Source organism: Rhizobium sp. LjRoot254 (genome assembly GCF_964254105.1).
Classification (GTDB): domain Bacteria; phylum Pseudomonadota; class Alphaproteobacteria; order Rhizobiales; family Rhizobiaceae; genus Rhizobium_E.
In genome coordinates this window covers 2,097,709-2,117,049 of record NZ_CAXUSM020000001.1, presented here as the reverse complement: position 1 = coordinate 2,117,049, position 19,341 = coordinate 2,097,709, and the positions used below count along the sequence as shown (strand labels likewise).

The 19,341-nt window shown below is 60.5% G+C and carries 20 protein-coding genes; 8 read left to right on the top strand and 12 right to left on the bottom strand.

The features are described 5' to 3' along the window. The first annotated feature begins 73 nt into the window (after positions 1–73). The 5 genes from ACSQ26_RS10395 to ACSQ26_RS10375 all read left to right on the top strand — a co-directional run bounded on the left by ACSQ26_RS10395 (position 74) and on the right by ACSQ26_RS10375 (position 3,457). Positions 74–538 carry a RidA family protein gene (locus ACSQ26_RS10395; RefSeq protein WP_436008460.1) on the top strand — a complete coding sequence of 155 codons (465 nt, stop codon included), beginning with the start codon at positions 74–76 and terminating at the stop codon, positions 536–538. Further along, on the top strand, positions 538–1,251 hold the full coding sequence (locus ACSQ26_RS10390; protein WP_436008459.1) for a glycerophosphodiester phosphodiesterase: 714 nt from the start codon (positions 538–540) through the stop codon (positions 1,249–1,251). The genes ACSQ26_RS10395 and ACSQ26_RS10390 overlap by 1 nt, the downstream gene beginning before the upstream one ends. 14 nt (positions 1,252–1,265) lie before the next feature. Further along, positions 1,266–2,441 carry a GNAT family N-acetyltransferase gene (locus tag ACSQ26_RS10385; RefSeq protein WP_436008458.1) on the top strand — a complete coding sequence of 392 codons (1,176 nt, stop codon included), beginning with the start codon at positions 1,266–1,268 and terminating at the stop codon, positions 2,439–2,441. Between the two features lie 94 nt (positions 2,442–2,535). After that, positions 2,536–2,973, top strand: a complete 438-nt coding sequence (locus ACSQ26_RS10380) for an HIT family protein (protein ID WP_436008457.1) — start codon at positions 2,536–2,538, stop codon at positions 2,971–2,973. Between the two features lie 52 nt (positions 2,974–3,025). After that, positions 3,026–3,457, top strand: a complete 432-nt coding sequence (locus ACSQ26_RS10375; protein ID WP_436008456.1) for a hypothetical protein — start codon at positions 3,026–3,028, stop codon at positions 3,455–3,457. A gap of 7 nt (positions 3,458–3,464) precedes the next feature. Here the strand turns inward: ACSQ26_RS10375 and ACSQ26_RS10370 are convergent, their stop codons facing one another. Further along, entirely contained in the window at positions 3,465–4,604 is a 1,140-nt protein-coding gene (locus ACSQ26_RS10370) for a DUF2336 domain-containing protein (RefSeq protein ID WP_436008455.1), read from the bottom strand. 104 nt (positions 4,605–4,708) lie between these two features. Continuing rightward, the gene (locus tag ACSQ26_RS10365) at positions 4,709–5,284 is read right to left on the bottom strand and encodes a nitroreductase family protein (protein ID WP_436008454.1); all 576 of its coding nucleotides are present in this window, start codon (positions 5,282–5,284) and stop codon (positions 4,709–4,711) included. Between the two features lie 427 nt (positions 5,285–5,711). On the opposite strand from ACSQ26_RS10365, the gene ACSQ26_RS10360 reads away from it, so the two are divergent. Then, positions 5,712–6,611, top strand: coding sequence for a hypothetical protein (locus tag ACSQ26_RS10360; protein ID WP_436015193.1), 900 nt, complete (start codon positions 5,712–5,714; stop codon positions 6,609–6,611). Here the strand turns inward: ACSQ26_RS10360 and ACSQ26_RS10355 are convergent. The 10 genes from ACSQ26_RS10355 to ACSQ26_RS10310 form a co-directional block, all read right to left on the bottom strand. After that, on the bottom strand, positions 6,608–7,441 hold the full coding sequence (locus ACSQ26_RS10355) for a lysophospholipid acyltransferase family protein (protein WP_436008453.1): 834 nt from the start codon (positions 7,439–7,441) through the stop codon (positions 6,608–6,610). The two genes, ACSQ26_RS10360 and ACSQ26_RS10355, sit on opposite strands and share 4 nt — an antisense overlap. Positions 7,442–7,545: 104 nt before the next feature. After that, positions 7,546–9,513 carry a threonine--tRNA ligase gene (thrS, locus tag ACSQ26_RS10350; RefSeq protein ID WP_436008452.1) on the bottom strand — a complete coding sequence of 656 codons (1,968 nt, stop codon included), beginning with the start codon at positions 9,511–9,513 and terminating at the stop codon, positions 7,546–7,548. A gap of 152 nt (positions 9,514–9,665) precedes the next feature. Then, the gene (locus ACSQ26_RS10345; protein ID WP_436008451.1) at positions 9,666–10,670 is read right to left on the bottom strand and encodes an endo alpha-1,4 polygalactosaminidase; all 1,005 of its coding nucleotides are present in this window, start codon (positions 10,668–10,670) and stop codon (positions 9,666–9,668) included. Positions 10,671–10,790: 120 nt separating this feature from the next. Beyond that, positions 10,791–11,093, bottom strand: coding sequence for a hypothetical protein (locus tag ACSQ26_RS10340; RefSeq protein ID WP_436008450.1), 303 nt, complete (start codon positions 11,091–11,093; stop codon positions 10,791–10,793). Between the two features lie 548 nt (positions 11,094–11,641). After that, on the bottom strand, positions 11,642–14,272 hold the full coding sequence (locus tag ACSQ26_RS10335; RefSeq protein WP_436008449.1) for a tetratricopeptide repeat protein: 2,631 nt from the start codon (positions 14,270–14,272) through the stop codon (positions 11,642–11,644). 69 nt (positions 14,273–14,341) lie between these two features. Next, positions 14,342–14,473, bottom strand: a complete 132-nt coding sequence (locus ACSQ26_RS10330; RefSeq protein ID WP_436008448.1) for a hypothetical protein — start codon at positions 14,471–14,473, stop codon at positions 14,342–14,344. Between the two features lie 4 nt (positions 14,474–14,477). Beyond that, positions 14,478–16,076 carry a calcium-binding protein gene (locus tag ACSQ26_RS10325; protein WP_436008447.1) on the bottom strand — a complete coding sequence of 533 codons (1,599 nt, stop codon included), beginning with the start codon at positions 16,074–16,076 and terminating at the stop codon, positions 14,478–14,480. A gap of 264 nt (positions 16,077–16,340) precedes the next feature. Continuing rightward, positions 16,341–16,883: a DUF1697 domain-containing protein gene (locus ACSQ26_RS10320; protein ID WP_436015191.1), complete on the bottom strand. Its 543-nt coding sequence runs from the start codon at positions 16,881–16,883 to the stop codon at positions 16,341–16,343. Beyond that, positions 16,880–17,260, bottom strand: a complete 381-nt coding sequence (gene yidD, locus ACSQ26_RS10315; RefSeq protein WP_436008446.1) for a membrane protein insertion efficiency factor YidD — start codon at positions 17,258–17,260, stop codon at positions 16,880–16,882. Before yidD ends, ACSQ26_RS10320 begins: the two co-directional genes overlap by 4 nt. Before the next feature lie 203 nt (positions 17,261–17,463). Further along, a complete protein-coding gene (locus tag ACSQ26_RS10310; RefSeq protein ID WP_436008445.1) occupies positions 17,464–17,907 on the bottom strand; it encodes an iron-sulfur cluster assembly scaffold protein in 444 nt (147 codons plus the stop codon). 327 nt (positions 17,908–18,234) lie between these two features. On the opposite strand from ACSQ26_RS10310, the gene folE reads away from it, so the two are divergent. Further along, on the top strand, positions 18,235–18,861 hold the full coding sequence (gene folE, locus ACSQ26_RS10305) for a GTP cyclohydrolase I FolE (RefSeq protein ID WP_436008444.1): 627 nt from the start codon (positions 18,235–18,237) through the stop codon (positions 18,859–18,861). Continuing rightward, complete coding sequence (gene hisI, locus ACSQ26_RS10300; protein ID WP_436008443.1) at positions 18,858–19,307, top strand: phosphoribosyl-AMP cyclohydrolase; 450 nt, start codon at positions 18,858–18,860, stop codon at positions 19,305–19,307. The genes folE and hisI overlap by 4 nt, the downstream gene beginning before the upstream one ends. The last annotated feature ends 34 nt before the right edge of the window (positions 19,308–19,341 follow it).

Below are 19,341 nucleotides of genomic sequence, written 5' to 3'. Positions count from 1 at the left end.
ATTAGAAGCACAAAGTGGCGAAATATCCGATCTGCCACGGGTGTAAAAGAAAAATCTTCGGGAGAGACGGTCCATGAGCGCTGAAATCGACGCGAAACTCGCTTCGCTGGGTATCACATTGCCGGTTGCGGCGGCACCGGCCGCTAATTACGTGCCCTTCGTGCAAACCGGAAACCAGCTGTTCATCTCAGGTCAGTTGCCGATGGAGAATGGCAAGCTTGCCTCGACCGGCCAGCTCGGCGCCGGCATCCACACGCCGGAGGGTCAGCGCGCCGCCGAACTCTGCGCGATCAACATCCTTGCCCAGGCCCAGGCCGCGCTCGGCGATCTCGGACGCATCAGGCGGGTCGTCAAGATCACCGTCCTGGTGTCCTCGACGCCTGATTTCTACGAGCAGCATCTGGTCGCCAATGGCGCCTCCAACCTGCTCGCCAATGTGCTGGGCGACGCCGGAAAGCACGCTCGCGCTGCAGTCGGCATGGCGTCCCTGCCGCTCAACGCATCCGTCGAGATCGATGCGATCCTGGAAGTCGCCTGATGCATGATGATCTCAAGGCGCTGATCCGCCAGCCGATCGCTCATCGCGGGCGGCACGACGGCAACAAGACGGTCTGGGAAAACACGTTGTCGGCCTTCCAGGCGGCGATCGACGGCGGCTTCGCCATCGAATGCGACCTGCAATATGTGGCGGACGCTACCCCCGTCGTCTTCCACGACGACGACATGGAGCGTCTCTGCAACATGAAGGGCGATGTACGGGCCAAGTCCTCGAGCGAGCTCGGCCTGGTCTCGATTGGTGGTACTAAGGACAAGATACCTTCGCTCAAACAACTGCTTCGGCTGGTCAAGGGTCGTGTCCCGTTGGTGCTGGAACTCAAGGGCCGTGAAGGCGACGACGAAGGCTTCGCCTCATCCGTTCTTGAAGAACTCGAGGACTATGGCGGCCCGGTGGCGCTAATGAGCTTCGACCAGTGGCTGCTCAGGGACCTAAAGGAACTCGAATCCCCCCGCCCCGCGGGGCTGATCGCCGAGGGCGTAAGACCCGAGGATTTTATCGCTCATGAGCAGGTCATGCAGCTCGGCCTCGATTTTATTTCCTACAACATCATGCATTTGCCGAACGACTATATTACATTGCAGCGCAGCAAGAACATTCCGGTGATCAGCTGGACGGTGCGCAACGCCAAACAGGCCTCCCACAGCGCGGCCAATGCCGACCAGATCACCTTCGAGGCTTTCGACCCGTCCTGACCCTAGGAACGATATTGAACATACGCATTGTCTCGTCCTTCAAGGAAATCGACCCGGAGAGCTGGAATCGGCTTTCCGGGACTTGCCACACTAAATTAGATAATTATTATAATCCATTCATTTCACACGCTTATCTTTCCTCTCTGGAAGAATCCGGCTCTGCCGTTCCGCGCACCGGATGGCAGGGCCGTCACGTTCTGGTCGAGGAGGACGGCAGGCTGAAGGCCGCCACTTTCGGCTATGCCAAGAGCCACAGCCAGGGCGAATATGTGTTCGACCACGGCTGGGCGGACGCCTATGAGCGCGCCGGTGGCCGCTACTATCCCAAGCTCCAGCACACGGTTCCCTTTACGCCGGCGACGGGTCCGCGCCTACTGGTCGCTCGGGATGAAAGCAAGGCAAAATACAACGCCATTCTCGCCCAGGCCGTGAAGCAGGAAACCGTCTCGCTCAACCTGTCATCGGCCCATTTCACATTCCTTCGCGATGGCGAATGGCAGGCGCTGGAGGCCGAAGGCTACCTGCACCGCACCGACCAGCAGTTCCATTTCCTCAATCACGGCTATGGAAGCCATGAGGACTTTCTCGAAACGCTGGCCTCGCGGAAACGGAAGGCGCTGCGCAAGGAGCGCCGTGCTGCCCTCGAAAACGGCATCACCGTGGAATGGCTGACCGGCAGCGATCTTACGGAAGACATCTGGGACCAATTCTTCGCCTTCTACATGGATACCGGCGGTCGCAAGTGGGGCCGCCCGTATCTGACGCGCGAATTCTATTCGCTGATCGGCGAGCGCATGCCGGAAGACATCCTGCTCGTCATGGCCAAGCGCGGCGGCCGCTATATCGCGGGCGCCATCAACTTCATCGGCTCGGATGCGCTGTTCGGTCGCCATTGGGGCTGCATCGAAGATCACCCCTTCCTGCATTTCGAGGTCTGCTATCACCAGGCGATCGACTATGCGATTGCCAATAAACTTGACCGTGTCGAGGCCGGCGCACAGGGCGAGCACAAGCTGGCGCGCGGTTACATGCCTGTCATCACCCATTCAGCGCATTTCATCGCGCATGCGGGCCTGCGCCGGGCAATCGACGAATATCTCCGTCAGGAGCGCGCCGATGTCGAAGCAGTCGGCGAATATCTCCGCGAGCACAGCCCTTTCCGCCGTGGCGAACAGCTCGAGCAGGACTGAAACGTCCGGGCAATTCGTCGAATGGGCTGAAAGACTTGAAAGACATGGATTTTCGGTTCAAGCTGCGTGAAAATTGGCCGAGGGAGATTCATCCATGCAAGGGACGCCGTACGATCCGGACAACATCTTCGCCAAGATCCTGCGCGGTGAAATTCCCTCCCATGCGGTCTATGAAGATGAGCACACGCTCGCCTTCATGGATGTGATGCCGCAGTCCGAAGGACATACGCTGGTCATTCCCAAGACCCCCTCCCGCAATATATTCGATGCCGATCCCACGACGTTCATGTGGCTGATGCCGACAGTGCAGAAGATCGCCAAGGCGTCGAAAAAGGCCTTCCATGCCAATGGCGTGCGGGTCGTGCAGTTCAATGAAGCAGGGTCCGGCCAAACCGTATTCCACCTGCATTTCCACGTGATCCCGACCTATGACGGTGTCGAACTCAAGCTTCATGCCAGACAGCAGGAAGACGGCGGCCATCTCGCGCACAATGCCGAGATGATCCGCGAGGCGTTGAAGTTCATTTCATGAAATAACCACGATCGGATGCAAGCAAGCTGTAACTTATCGGGGGATATCTCGCATGAAGGCAGCGTTCATCGTGATGAGCATTCTCGGCTGTGACGATTCCGGCGCAAATTGCCTGCCGGTCGCATCCATCGAGCAACAATGGCAGACGATCGCAGCCTGCGATGCGTCTTCGGAAACCCTTCTCGCGAAATACGTCAACATCAATTACCCGATGGTCGTGGCGGTGTGCCAGACTGCCGGCACGACAGCGCTGAGCGATTCCGAGGACGACGTTGCGGGTTTTGAGAGTGCAAGCCGCTCGATCGCGCCTGTTCCCAAGCCTGTCGATGAGGAAGCCGAAACACGCACTGGCATCACTTCGCGTGCGATCGCGCTGGTCAAGGACGCCATCCCGACCAAGCAGGGCTTGAAGCAAACGGTGACGACACCGGTGCATTTCGTGACTGACACCTATTCCTGGGTTGCCAGGAAAATCACCGACTGATCTGGCGTCAGGCGGCCTCGATCGCCAGGAACGATGCGTAAGCGCGCGCCGATTGCCTGTGCTCGGTGATATGCAGTTTCTCGACCATGTCGATGAGTTCGGACGCAGCGCCATCCGGCTTCGTCACGCTTCTGAAGCGCGACACGAGACGTCCGGTCAGGCCGCCGAAAAGGCCGGGCTCGGGCCCACGGTCGGCGCGGCGCCAGAGCATGGTGGCTTCCACGAAGATTTCCGAGACGTCGCGGGTAAGGCCCGCCGATTCGTAAAGCGCCCGCATGGCATGGAACCGGCCATCGGAAATGATCGACCGCACCCGGCGTTCAGCGAGCCCCGAAAGGTTGACGATCGCATTGGCGAAGAAATCGAGCTTGCCGGAGCAGAGTGCCTGCATGAGGAAACCCGGCGTCAGACCACCGTTGCGACGGAGATGCTCGACGAGATCGGGGATGTCTTCCTGAGGTGCTGCGCCAGCCAAAGTGACGGTCGCCCCTTCGCAGGCTTCGCGCTTGATATGATCGAGCCGGCGAGCGCCGATGACGCTTTGAACGAAGCTGCATTCGGCCAGTGCGTCGGAAACGCTGAGTGCGAGGATGTGGCGGGCATCGCCGGGCAATTCCTCGCGCGAGAACAGCATTTCGCGAATTGTTGTGGAGTGGGAATGACGCTCGGCGATACGGCGGAGCGACTGGCGGCTGACAAGCGCGCCGGGATTGTCGAGCATCGCTTCGATCTCCGCCTCTCCGCCGATTTCGGCGATGGCCGCGCAAACCGGCAGGCTGACGATGAAGCGCGATGCGATCAGCACGCGGGTGACTTCATCGCCGCGACCGGCGAGATCCACGAGATCGACATCCGAGAGTACGGGCGAACGCGCGATGATCTGGCAGGCGATTTCCGGCTGGTCCTGTGCGAGTGGCAGGATCAGTGCGCGCGGTGCGTCCTCGGCATCGGCGATCGAGTCCGCCAGCGCCAGCCGTACCTTTGGCGAGGGATCGTCAAGCAGCCAGGTCATGGCCATCAGGGCCGCCTCGCGCTCGTCCGAAGTCATCTCTGATTCAAGCCAGGCTCGGCCCAGCGCATTGGCTGCCCTTGCCCTGTCGCTTGCCTTTGCCGTGTCCGCCCAACGAAGGAAGCTTTGAATGATCACGCTGCGCTATCCCTGACTCACATACCCTGTGAATCGAAGCTAGCGGCAAATCGTTTAATATTCGTTCACCATGTTCCTTCGCGGGGCGTTAACCATGCGGCCCTTTACCCAGCCCAGGTCACGATTTCGGAGAGTTCCGGGCGTGGTCGTTCGGTGACCGGAAAATCCGTCGATCCGATGTGGACGAAGCCGGCAATCTTCTCGCCCGGCTTGACACCGATGATCTCGTAGGCCTTCTCGCTATAGGCCATCCATTCAGTCAGCCAGTTCGAGACATAGCCGAGCGCATTGGCTGCGATCACCATGTTGAGGCAGACCGCGCCCGCCGACATCAGCTGTTCCCATTCCGGGATTTTAATATGAGGCGCGGCCCTCGAAACGACGGCGACGACCACGGGCGCACGGGTGAAGCGGGTCTCCTCGACCTTGATCATCTCTTCGCTGAGATCGGGCTTCTCAGCCCGGGCGATCTTGGAAAGGGCCAGCGAGATGCGCCGCCGCTCGTCACCTGATATCACGATGAAGCGCCAAGGGGCGAGCTTGCCGTGGTCGGGCACGCGGGTGGCGAGCGTCAGGATTTCCTCGATTTCAGCTTTCGAAGGTCCCGGTTCCTTCATCTGGAAAGCCGGCATGGAACGGCGGGTCTTGAGATATTCGATCAGTGATTCATTGCGCGGCATGCGGTCCTCTGATGCTTAAGAATTTCAGTCTTGAATTTGCCCTAGAGCCTTGCATTGTTAAATGGAAGCAGTTCTGCCGGAGCAGGTTTTCGTCAGGGCAGAGGCGATTGTCGAAGGACATACCCAGATGTACGTCCGAGACGATCGCCTCTGATCCTGGCGGAAAGATGCCCGGCCCTTTGGGTTGGCTGAAACGGGCCGGCTGATCGACCGGCCGGCTTGGCCGTAGATCTTTGGCTACGACACGCGCCAGCCGGTCGACCATCCGACTCCGTTTGAGCCAACAGAACTGCTTCCATTTAACAATGAAAGGCTCTAAGCTTGCGGGACAAGTGGGCCGCAAGATTTCAAGAGTCAACCCATCACCTTTACGAGTACCGGATTGTCCAGCCTGCACCGCGCCCTGCCCGGCCTCGCCGCCTTGTTGATGAGCCTGATGGCCGCGACGGCGCATGCGCAAGATCCGTTCTCGATCACCGATCCGACGAAACCGCTCGACGACCCCAAGCTCAACAGCTTCTCGCCCATCCTCGAAACTCCGGCGCAGCCGGTTCATCGCGGCAAGACCGTTCATCTCGAAGCGCGCCTCACCGAGAAGAGCGCGCCGATGAAATACGGCCTCTCATGGCGCATATTCCGGCCGATTCCCGGCGCCGACGGCAAGCTGCCCATGCTCGCTTCGTCCGAAGGCGGCTCGACCAATTTCGAACTCGAACCCGGCGAATATTTCGTCCATGTCGCCTTCGGCCGCGCCGGCGCGACCAAGAAGCTCAGGATTCTCGCAAGCGCCGATCCGGAACCACAGACCCTGGTGCTCGATGCCGGTGGCATGGTCCTCAATGCGGTCTCGGGCAGCAGTGTCCGGATTCCGCCCGCCGAGCTGACATTCAGCATCTATTCCTCGGAAGTCCGGGAAGACGGCGAGCGCGGTCTGATCATGGACGATGTCAAGCCGGACGAGGTGGTGCGGCTCAATGCCGGGACCTATCACGTCGTCTCGAACTACGGCGACGTCAACGCCACGATCCGCGCCGACATCCAGATCAAGGCGGGCGAACTGACGCAGGCCGTCATCCAGCACCGCGCCGCGAAGATCACGCTGAAACTCGTGTCGCAGGAGGGTGGCGAGGCGATCGCCGATACGGCTTGGTCGATCCTGACGGCCGCCGGCGACGCGGTGTCGGAAAGCGTGGGTGCCTTTCCGGTGATCATTCTCGCCGAAGGCAAATATACCGCGATTGCGCGGCACAAGGACAAGATCTACCAACGCGATTTCACGGTCACATCCGGCCGCAACCAGGATGTCGAGGTCATGCTGCCGGATTAGGCGGCTTTCGGCCGAGGCGTGACGGCGCCCATCGCAAACACGGTATCGTAGAGATATTGCAGGATCGCCTTGCGGTCGGTGATCGGCGCGATGTCTTCCCAGGGCACGATCGTGCCGATGCTGGAGAATATCGTGCGGCCGGACAGGCGACAGAATTCGCGGATCAAAAGCGACAATCTGAGCGTCAGCGAGAAGCGGCTCGCCAAGTGAAACATCCAGCCGTTCTGGCCTTCGAAATAGACCGGGAGCACACTGGCCTTGGCAGCCTGGATGAGCTTGGCCGGAAACATCTTCCACGGGAGGTCTTCCGCCTGACCGAATCCCTTGGGCGCGGTAGCGACGCCGCCGCCGGGAAAGATCACGATGGTGACGCCGTCCTTCAGCAACCGCAAAGCCTCGTTGCGGGTCGCGAGGTTGATCGCGAGGCCTTCGCGGGTTTCGTCGAAAGAGATCGGCAGCGAATAGGGCCGCATTTCGGGAACTTTCAAAAGCTGATCGTTGATCAGGATCTTGAACGGACGACCGAGCTGTTCGGCGAGCGCCAGCACCGCGATGCCATCGGCGATGCCATAGGGATGGTTGGCGACCATGACGATCGGACCGGCCGGCAGATCCTTCGGCGGCCAGTTGCCCTTGACCGACAAGTCTATATCGATGAGTTCCAGCATCCTGGAGAAGACGCGGTCGGACTTGCCGACCACTTCGGAACGCCAGATCTTGTAGACCTCGACATATTTGTTGCGGCCAGAGAGATTTTCCACCGTGTGGATGACCAGCCGCTTGAGCAGCGAGTCGGTCTCATTGGCGTAGGACAGTTCCTTGAATCTCACGGCGCGCGCTCTTTAGATGCCTTTGGTACAGGCCATATGAAACCAGTGTAACAATATGAAGACAGCCGCGCCATGCAAACGCGGCTGTCCACCATTTCGTTGCCTCAAGCCGCGCGTGCCCGCTTGACGTCGGGTGGCGTTGCTTCGTCGGAAAGGCTTGCGATAGCCTCTTCGAGCGTCATCGACGTCTGGTTCTGCGAGCCCAGGCGGCGGATGTTGACCGTGCCTTCCTCGGCCTCGCGCTTGCCGCAGACGACGATGACCGGAACCTTGGTCACCGAATGTTCGCGGACCTTGTAGTTGATCTTCTCGTTGCGGAAATCGGTTTCGACCGACAGGCCCGCCGCGCGCAGTTTCTCCGCGACTTTCAGGCCGTAATCATCGGCATCCGAGGTGATCGTCGCGACGACGACCTGCAGCGGCGCAAACCACAGCGGCATGTGGCCGGCGAAGTTCTCGAGCAGAATGCCGAGGAAACGCTCCATCGATCCGCAGATGGCGCGATGGATCATCACCGGCTGGGTCTTTTCCGAATGCTGGTCGATGTAGAAGGCACCGAAACGCTCCGGCAGGTTGAAATCGACCTGCGTCGTGCCGCACTGCCATTCACGGCCGATCGCGTCCTTCAGCGTATACTCGAACTTCGGGCCGTAGAAGGCGCCCTCGCCCGGCATGATTCCGGTTTTGACCTGGTTCGACTGCACCTGGATCTGCTCCAGCACCTTCATCATCACGCTCTCTGCGCGATCCCACAGCGCATCGTCGCCGACGCGCTTGTCTGGGCGGGTCGAGAGCTTGATGATGATCTCCTCGAAGCCGAAATCCTTGTAGACCGACATGATCAGGTCATGGATCTTGAGGCATTCCTCGGCCATCTGCTCGTCGGTGCAGAAGATGTGCGCGTCGTCCTGCGTGAAGCCGCGGACGCGCATCAGGCCGTGCAGCGCGCCCGAGGGCTCGTAGCGATGGACGTTGCCGAACTCGGCATAGCGGATCGGCAGTTCGCGATAGGATTTGAGGCCGTGCTTGAAAATCTGCACGTGGCCGGGGCAGTTCATCGGCTTCAAGGCAAAGACCCGCTCATCGTCGGTATCGTCGCCGGCGACCGTGACCTTGAACATGTTGTCGCGATACCAACCCCAGTGGCCTGAGGTCTCCCAGAGCGATTTGTCGAGCACCTGCGGCGCGTTGACCTCCTGGTAGTCTGCCGCAAGCCGGCGGCGCATGTATGCGGTCAGCGACTGGAACATGCGCCAGCCCTTGCCGTGCCAGAAGACAACGCCGGGGCCTTCTTCCTGGAAATGGAAGAGGTCCATCTCACGGCCGAGCTTGCGGTGGTCGCGCTTCTCGGCTTCGGCAAGCTTATGCAGGTAATCGTCGAGCTCGGCCTGCTCGGCCCATGCCGTACCATAGATGCGAGTCAGCATCGGATTGTTGGAATCGCCGCGCCAGTAGGCGCCCGCGACCTTCATCAGCTTGAAGGCACTGCCGATCTGGCCCGTCGAGGCCATATGAGGCCCGCGGCAGAGGTCGAACCAGTCGCCCTGGTAATAGATCTTGAGGTCCTGGCCCTCGGGGATCGCATCGACGAGCTCGACCTTGTAGGCCTCGCCCTTGTCGGCGAAGACCTGCTTGGCTTTTTCGCGCGACCAGACCTGCTTGGTGAATGCCTTGTTGCGACCGATGATCTCCTTCATCTTCTTTTCGATGACGGGCAGGTCTTCCGGCGTGAAGGGCTCGTTCTTGGCGAAATCGTAATAGAAACCGTTCTCGATCACCGGGCCGATGGTGACCTGCGTGCCGGGCCACAGTTCCTGCACGGCCTCGGCCATGACGTGGGCGGCATCGTGGCGGATGAGTTCGAGCGCGCGGGAATCGTCGCGGGTGACGATCTCGATTCGGCCCGGCACGATCGGGTCCGAGAGGTCGCGGATCGTGCCGTCGAGGGCGATGGCGACGGCCTTCTTGGCAAGCGACTTGGAAATGGATTCGGCGACATCGCGGCCGGTCGTACCGGGCTGGTAATCGCGGATGGAGCCATCGGGAAATGTAAGGGAAATCTGGTCGGACATTCTTTTTCTCCTATCCAATCCCGCCAACGAATGCGGGTGGTATCAAAAAGACCGGAACGCCCGGCCTTGAACGGGCGCGTGATACGGGATTCCGGTTACTGAGTAAAGATGGATGCCGCCACCGCGCCAGCCTCGCGCAACAGTACTTTCCGCTACATCAGGAAGTCGGCCGCAGCGCCTGAATCCAGCGGTCCGGCCATGCGATCGAGATCGCGGTCCGGCGCAGCATAGGGGGTGAAGCCGTCCCGGATCGCCATCCGCTCGAATTTATCGATGCGGTTGTCGCCGGTTATGTAGTCCACGACATAGACCGGGATGCCTTTGGCAACGAAGTCGCGCTGCAGGATTTTGATCTGGTCCTCGTCGGGATTGAACTTGTTGTTCTCGTCCTTGTTGCCGTAGAAATAGAGATCCTCGATGGCGATGCCGCCGATGGCGCCGTAGAAGCGCTCGAGTAGCGCACTGTGATCGCCCTTTGCATCCTTGATCGCATCGACGATATAGGCGCCGTTCTGCGGGATCAGGAAGAAATCCTCGTTCGTCTCCCGGGCATGATCGGCCATGTCGGCGATGAAATCGGCCATCCGTATGGCGGCCTGCGATTCATTCCGGGGATCGCCCGGCTCGCGCTGGCTTTTCTTCACCTCGGCGCCCCAGAAATAGTAGGCATCGACAATGTCGAGATAGGCGGCGTCGAAACCCTGCCTGACGATCGAATCGAGTTCTCCGGTGCCCTCGCCATTAGGACCCTTGTCGTTGAAGACGATGTCGCGCCAGCCCTCGTCCCAATACCGGACTTTACGGCCTTCGGGCCAATCCGGATTGATCGGACCGAGCCAGTCGGGCGCATCGTCCGTCAGCCTGCCGTTCGCCTTGCCATTGGTGGTCCAGTCCTTGTCCCAATAGTCGCGGAAATCGTTGGCCTCGCCGATCGAGACGTAAGCCGCTAGGATCGAACGGTCGCCCTTGATCTCGGCGATATCGCCCTCGCTGAATCGGGTCGCATTGGTGCCGTCGCGGGTCGGGTCGATAACCAGCATGTCATGCGGCTTTGCAGCGAGCGTCTCGACGGTGAGCGGATGCCCGGGCCTGCCCTGGAGTTGGTAGCCCCAGTTCAAGGCTTCGGGCGCTGCGGCGGCTTTTCGGTAAGCGGACATGGACATTTCCCTATGCGGTGACATCGTTCAATTGGCGGACTTAAGCACTACCGGTTCGGCGATCGGGCGTCCGCAGCGTTCCGATCCGAGGGTTAAATGATTCCTTACGGCTTTGACCATTCAACCTTGGGCGCTCTCGGCTGCTGTCGCGACGATACGGACCGCCGCCATGAGACGCGCATGCTGATCGTTGTCGCAGATACAGGGCGGAAAACGACCATCCCGCTTGTTCATTTCCTTGGTGCCTGTGCAGATCTTGCCACGGCGGCAGCGGGGTAGCCGGCAGTGGCGCCAGTTCTGAAGGTGCGTGCAGAACTCACGGATCAATGGCTGATAGTAGATATCCTGCACCTCGTAGGGAAGGCTGAACCATTCCTCGTCGTCGAGATCGAGAGGATCGATTGGCGATGGCGTCTCATTCATCTGCGCATGCCTCTTCGTTGCCGCGCGGGAAAACCCGCCGGTTTATTGTTGAACTTGAACCGGAGAAGCCGCGCGAAAGCGTCGCCTCGGGGGTTTAGGTTAGTGTGGCTTCGCTTTCGCGCGGCCTTGGGGCGTTCTTCGGAAGCGGCCCCGCCTCCTTCAGATGCGGTCCTGTTTCGCTGCACGGAGCATTTTCGCTTCCGCTTGCATGGAGGACCCAAACCGGCGGCTGGGCGGCCGCCGGGGGAAACCGTCGCAGCGGCAAGTCTCCTCGCCGCAGCGTCCCGCATCTCTCTCACCCGCCTCCACACATTCTGGAGACCGACGAAAGCGCCCGCTCCCGCCTGTACGTGATGTCTCGCGATACACTCCGGAGACGGGAACAGGGTCATGATGGCATGGGCCGGGAGAGCGGGGATGAAATGGGGAGCGAGAAAATGATAAGGGATTGAGTTTGTTAGGAGAAAATATTTATTTTGGGTGGAAATGTCCCCGGGGGTGGAAAGTATGGTATGGGGCGGCGGCTAAGACGTGGCGACCACACAACATCAGTCCTGCCTGGCGGCAACCTTCCGGCTCGCATAGTCGGCCAGTGCCTTTTCCAACCTGCGATCGACGGCACCAGTGACGCCCCCCTTGTAGACGCCTTCCTTACGGAGGCTCTTCTTCAGTGCTCGCAGCGTCAAGGTATTGAATTGCTTGAGCTGATCGCGCCGGAACGTGTCACCTTCGCTGACGGTCTTCAGGATGTTCTCGGCTGCCTTGTCGGACTGGTAGAGTTCGTCATAGAGCCACGCAAGGGTCGAGGAAGCGCCCTCGTAACCGGCATCGATAGCCTTGAGATACCATTTCAACGCTTCGGCATCGTTGTCGGGATCAAAGAAAATGCCATCATACATGCGGCCGAGCGCAAACATGCCATTTGCAGAGCCAAGTTCGGCGGACTTCTGGTAGAGTTCGAATGCCTTTTTCAGGTTGACCGCTACGCCGGCACCGTTTTCGTAGAGGTCGCCGGCGTTGAGATAGGCGCTGGCATTGCCCTTCTCCATCGCCTTGACGAACCAATCCATGGCGATTTGGGGATCCACCGGTACCGCGATGCCTTTGCGATAGAAATAGCCGATCGCGTTCATCGCCGATGCGGAGCCGGCATCCGCCGCCTTGCGATACCATGTCAGGGCGAGCTGGTCGTCCTTGGGGATGCCGAGATCGCCCTCGTGCATGCGGCCGATCATGAACTTCGCATCCGCGTAATCAAAATCCGCGCTTCTTTCGAATGCGGCAAGTGCCTTGGGATAATCCACCTTGGCGCCGGTATTGCCGAGATAGAGATTGCCGAGCCAGTAGAGCGCCTCGCCCGACCCCCTGTTGCCAGCGCGCTCGTACAAGCCGGCCGCCTCACCCAGGTCCTTCTTCGCGCCCTGACCGGCCTCGATAAGGCTTGCCGCCGCGGTCATGCAACGATGGTCGTCAAGGGCGACGCATTTGCGGAACCACTGCAATGCCAGCGCATGGTCCGCCTTGCGGCCGGTGCCGTCGTAGAACATGTTGCCAATACGATGCATAGCATCGGCCGAACCAAGGTTCGACGCGCCGAGATACCAGCCCATGGCCGCCGTGTAATCGACGGTCGTGCCCTCGCCGAACTCATACATGTAGCCGACGGAGAAGATCGCTTCTGGCCAGAACTTCAGCGCCGCCTGACGATACCATACGAGCGCCTCGGCATAATCCCGATCGCGGCCCCAACCATTGTAGAGGATGTTGCCAATCTTGTTCATGGCTTCGGCGGAGCCGGCCTCGGCAGCCTTCTTGTACCAGGTGAAGGATTTGTCGGGATCCTCCTTCCCACCGATCAAGCCTTCGTAGAAGGTCCCGAGCGTCATCATCGCGTCGACATTCTTTGCTTCCGCCGCCTTTTCCAGCCAGCGAAGCCCTGCAACATCGTCCTTCAATCCGCCTCGCCCATCGACCAGGAAGCGGCCAAGCATCGCTTGGGCGGGCACCTCGCCGAGTGCCGCCGCACGGCGGAAGTAATCGATCGCCTTCGCGTCATCGGCCAGAAAATCGGCACTTTCCGCATGGATCAATCCGGCGTGGTACATGCACAACGACGACCCGAGGCGCGCGCAATCCTCGAAGTATTTGAATGCGCGTGCCGTGTTGCTGGTGACGTATTTTCCTTTGTAATAGAGCAGGCCGAGTTCCTGATAGGCGTTGGGGTTGTGTTGTCTGGCAGCCAGTTCGAGCAGCCGTGTGGCGGCACCGACATCCTTCGCAACACCGTCGCCACGCAAATGGCGTCCGGCCAGACGAACCATCCCTATCGCTTCGCCGAGATCGGCGGTTTTGCGGAAAAGCTCGGCGCCTTCCCGGCGCTCCTGTCGAGTCGCGCCACGACGCGAGAGATAGTCACCTAGGGCGACGAGCGCACGTGTCGATCCTGTCTTCACCACGGCGCGGAAACGACGTTCGGCCTCTGGATAATCCACATGACCGTCGTCGCCGCGTAGCGCCATGTAGCCGATATATATGGTAGCGTAGCGTGCGCCCATATGCTCGGCTTTGAGGAAGTAATCCCTGGCCTTGACGGGGTCTGTCTTCACCCCCCACCCCTTGGCATAGACCGTTGCGAGACTCATTGCGCCGGTGACGCTGCCGCGCTGGTCGGCATCCTGAAAGAAGCGCTTGGCTTCGAACAGGTTCTGAACAGTGCCGACGCCATACGTATAGAATTCGCCGACGAGGTTCGTGGCGGCGAGGCTGCCCAGCCGATGGGCTTCCATCCCCAGTTCGAAAGCACGCTTGTTATCCTGGCGCGCGCCAAGGCCGTAATAGTGCGCGCGCGCCAACATCATGATGGCCGGCGGATATTTCTCCTGTTCCGCGAGCCTGCGTATCTCCAGCATCGCGGGCACGAATTCCAAGGCCATCATCCGCGACTTGGCATGCAGGTAGCGCGCATCGATCGCACCGGGCGCGGCCTGCCTGTATTTCTCGCAGAACCGGGCAGCCTCCTGCCAGAAGACCCGGTTCGATTCCCAATGTTCGTCATGCGCGGCGGCGCGGCATGACTGCCTGATCGACGTCAATTGAATGTTCGGCCGTTCGGCAGCCTGTACTGTTTGATGGGAAATGCAGATCAGGAAGAGCAAAGCCGAGGCAAGACGGAAGCGCATGTGGACCCACTGTGAGCAGACATTGCACAATTGGTAGCGTCCGTCTAGCGCAACCGCAAGTAAAATCCGCTAATCCGGCACCATCTCACTCAGCCGTCGCACCGTATTCCAGTTGCGCGTCCTGCCGCCGCCATCCGCTTCGGCCCGGCGGCCCCAGTTTTGATCGATGCGGCCGGCTCGGACGGTGATTTCGCCTCTCATATCTCTAGATCAGAAAATGGTTCGCCTGGAACTGCGTGTCCGCACGCCCCGTCAATACCAGCACGCTGCCGTCGTCGAAGGTGAAGACGGCATCGTCGCCCTCGGTGGACATGTGGTTCTTGACGAGGTCCCTGAAACTGTCGACACCGGCCATGCGGCTGATATCGATGACGTCGGCAGCATCGCCAGCGATGGCAAAATCGACGATCGTGTCGGTGCCGTAGCGCTTGGCGAAAACGAAGGTATCGCTGCCGCCACCGCCCTGGAGGTAATCGTCGCCGCCACGGCCGTCGAGCCGGTCGGCACCCTCGTCGCCGTAGAGAGAATTCGCGGCCTTGCTGCCGAGCAGCGTGTCGCCGAAGCGGCTGCCAGCGGCATTTTCGATCGAAACGAACGTATCGCCCTGGGCTTCGCCGCCGCGCGCCCTGCCCTTTTCGAGGTCGACGGTTACGGCGACGCCTGAATCCGTGTAAGCGGCGGTATCGCTGCCGAGCCCGCCATCGAGCCTGTCGGCGCCTTCGCCACCCTCGAGCGTATCGTCGCCGGCGTATCCCATCAGAAGATTGTCGCCGAGATTTCCGCTGATGCCATTGGCAAGCGCGTTGCCCCGGCCGGTGACATCCGCATCGCCGTCCAGATAGAGATGCTCGAAATTGCCGCCGAGCCGCCAGTCGAGATCCGTCAGCACGAGATCGGTATCCGTGCCCGACTCGACGAGCTGGGCGCCCGCGACCCTGACGACATAGACGTCGTTGCCCGACATGCCCTGGACGAGGCCATCGACCGTGCCGCCGAGGACTTCGATCCGGTCATTGCCCGCGCCCATGAGGATGGTTCCGCTTGCGTGGCTGCCGTCGCGGAGAATGAGCGTGTCGTCGCCGGCACCGAAATCCATGCCGCCGTTGAAGGATCCGAAATTGCTGAACTTGTCATTGCCGTTGTGGAGCATGACCAGGCCGTCGATGATGCCTGAATTGGTGACCACGTCGTTGCCCTGCGAGCCGTCGATCGCGATGACGGCGACGATCTTTCCGGTGTTGACGATGGTGTTCGTCTGGCCGGCGACCGTATCGATCATCATGCCGCCGTTGAGAATGCCATGGTTGACGACGCTCGTGGCCCCGGCCGAACTGGAATAGAGGCCGAGCATCCCGTTCATCGTGCCATTGTTGACGATGGAATTGTTCGTCGAGCGGCTGATCACCGAGCTGAAACCACCGATCGTGCCGTCATTGACCAGCTTGAAAGTGTCCATATAGGCGTAGATGCCCTCGGAAAACCCATAAATGTCGCCCGAATTGCGAATATCGACTTCGCCCTGTCCGGGCGTATAGATGTTGATTCCGGACGATGAACTGCTGACCGCTCCCTCGGAGCCGACCACGATCCTGTTCATGCTGCCCACACCGAGTGCGATTCCCGCTCCGTAGTCCGCCACGACATGGCCCTCGATGAAGAAGGTGCGGAAGCTCGCGGTCGCCGTGGCGTCGATCGCCGAGCCTGATGTGGCGAGCGTGACGCCCTGCTGGACCAGCCAGACGTCGTTTTGCGTGTCGGCTATCACGGTTACGGTGGTGTCGGTATCGATGCGGTGGAGAGTCATGATCGTTCCTGTAAAATGCACGCTTTGCCGCCGGGCCCGAACCCACGGTCTGGTTGTCGTTGATGTCGTGACGCGGCAGTGCGCCAGCCGAAACACCGGACGGGCGAAGCGAACAGGCTGATTTTGCCAAGCAATTCCCGATCCCCGCGCGGTATCTGCAAAACGCGTTTACCCAGAGAATTATTCGTGTGCAAATGAGATTTTTGAAACGAATGGTACTAAATCGCCAGGCAGCGTTGCCGGCACCATCCACGGGCGACTCGGCTACGCCCCCACCATCTCGCCCAGCCGTCGCACCGTGTTCCAGTTGCGGGCCGTGCCCACGCCGCCCATGCGCTTCGGCGTCAGTTGGCCCGCGAGTTTCGACAGGCTGGGGCGGCCCTGGAAATGGACCCAGACGTGACCGTCGACGATCGCCACACGCTCGCCATGGGTCTGGTATGGCTTGAAGAAGTCGAGCAGTTTCGTGTCCGCCGGATCGCGCATGATGCGGACGGTGACCTGGTCGGGGTCGGCTTGGCTTTCCCCGGGAAAGGGATTTGACGCGACGAGAGTTCGCCACGCCTCGGCGCTCTTGACGATGATATCGACATGCTTGCCGTGGAAGGCGGCGAAGGACTTTTCGAGATCGGCTTCGAGCTTGGGGATGGAGGTTTCGCTGCTTTCGAAGACGAGGTTGCCTGAGGAAACCAGCGTGCGGACGTTTTCGTGGCCGAGGTCCTCGGCGAGCCGGCGGAGATCGGACATCACGACGCGGCGGGTCTGGTCGATGATGATGGAATAGAGCAGCGCGACATAGGTGGTCATCTGACCCTCGTCGCCTTCGAGACGCGCCAGTAGCGCCAGGGGAGATACCATTTCAGGCCTGTATCGAGGCTATCGGGCACCGGATCGATGCCCCAGGTGCCGCCCGGGCCGCAGCGGACGAAACGGAAGAGCGACATCCAGAAGCCGGGCCAAAGCCCATGGCGGGCGACGGCCTCGTAGCCGTATTCCGAGCAGGTCGGCGTGTGGCGGCAGGCATTGCCGATCAGGCTCGACAGCGTCAGCTGGTAGGCGCGGATGAGCGCCATGCCGATCAGGCGCGTCGGGGTTTTCGGGAACGGGCCGGACCAGTTGCGGGTGGGGCCGGTGTAGCCGGAGCGTTGGCCGGGTTTGTGCTGGCAGTCGGGGGATTGGCACATTCAGGATGCTCCCCAAAAAGTGACGAAGACCCCGCCCCAACCCCTCCCCACAAGGGGGAGGGGCTTAGCCTGTTGCACCGCCCTGCCCCCAGCACCATTGCCGCACGTTGAAAGGGTGAAAGTGTGTGAGGACGGCGCGGCAGGGTTAGCCCCTCCCCCTTGTGGGGAGGGGTTGGGGCGGGGTCTTAAATCTTGCCGCACCCTCATCCCACCGCAGCCAGCCGGCTGGCCTCGATCTGGCCGACGCAATCGACCACAGCGTCGAAGGTCAGCATGGTGGAGGCGTGGCGGGCCTTGTAGTCGCGGACGGGCAAGAGGTAGCGCATGTCCTCGAAGCGGCCCGAAGGCCCCTCGCCGCCGTCCTTCAACATGGCGAACATGTCTGATTTGGCCTGCTTGAGTTCATCCGAGGTCGCGCCGATGATATGCCTCGCCATGATCGAGGACGAGGCCTGGCCGAGCGCGCAGGCCTTGACGTCGTGGGCAAAACCGCTGACCCGGTCGCCGTCCATCTTGAGCCAGACCTTCACCTTGGAGCCGCAGAGTTTCGAATGCGCCTGGGCGGATGCGTCGGCGTCTTCGAGGCTCCCCGTGAGCGGGATATTGCCGGCGAATTCGAGGATCTTTGAATTGTAGATGTCGTCCATGGGCACGCGCTTCTGTCGCAAAAATTTTATCTGGCATTCAATGCCGGGTATGATTTTCCATCGTATCACGGAAAAACATCAAGGCCACCCTTTGCCAGCCCCGCCCGCTTCCTATATGTTATGTCGCGATGGGGCGACAGATTTGCAAGTGCAATTTGGTCGCCTGTTGTCTGGGAAACCGTGCGGAGGCCTTCGTCACTGAGACGACGGACGCCGAAGCCCCGGAGCCCGCCAACGGAACCCATGCCTGCAGGGACAGGTGAATGGCCAGCGGCGAGAGTCCGATTGAACCTCCGGGCGTTGAGCCCGGAACGAAAGAGGCCATTCATGGATGCAATTGTAAAGCCGTTTCCGGTTGAAGATATCAGTGCCCGCCGCCCAAGCCAGAAAGAGGCCGAGGAAGCGGTGCGCACGCTGCTGCGCTATATCGGCGAAAATCCCGATCGCGAGGGCCTGAAGGACACGCCGCGCCGCGTGGTGAAGTCCTATTCCGAGCTCTATGGCGGCTACTACCAGGATCCCGAGGACGTATTGGGCCGCACCTTCGAGGAGGTCGCCGGCTACGACAATATCGTGCTGGTCAAGGACATTCCGTTCTTCTCGCATTGTGAGCACCACATGGTGCCGATCATCGGCAAGGCGCATATCGCCTACCTGCCCGATGGACGGGTGCTGGGGCTTTCCAAAATCGCCCGCACGGTGGACATCTTCGCGCGGCGCCTGCAGACGCAGGAAACGATGACGGCGCAGATCGCCAATGCCATCGACGAGACGCTGCAACCGAAGGGCGTCGCGGTTCTCATCGAGGCCGATCATATGTGCATGGCGATGCGCGGCGTGCAGAAGATCGGTTCGTCGACGATGACGACGACCTTCACCGGCGCCTTCAAGAACGATGCCCGCGAACAGGCCCGCTTCATGTCGATGCTGCGCGGCCATCACTATCCGGCATGACAATCGCGTTCGACGCTCCCGCATCAGACAAGGCCGTGCTTGAAGAAGGCGCGGTCTTCACGCCGAAATTCGATGCTCATGGCCTGATCACGGCAGTGGTGTCCGATGCGGCGGACGGCGCGATTCTGATGGTGGCGCATATGAATGCCGAAGCGCTGGCGCTGACGCTCGAAACCGGCATCGCCCACTATTACAGCCGCTCGCGCAAGAGCCTGTGGAAGAAGGGCGAGACCTCCGGCAATCTGCAGACAGTGACGGAGATCCTGACCGATTGCGACCAGGACGCACTGCTGGTCAAGGTCACGGTCGGCGGCCATGCGGCGACATGCCATACCGGCCGGCGGTCCTGCTTTTATCGTGCAGTGCAAGTAGAAAATGGTGCAGCGCAACTAAAGCCTGTCGATGAACATAGGCATTTCGATCCCTCGGAAGTTTACAAAATCTAGGCAAGTGCCTCAATTCTGTACTCCGGCAAAATTT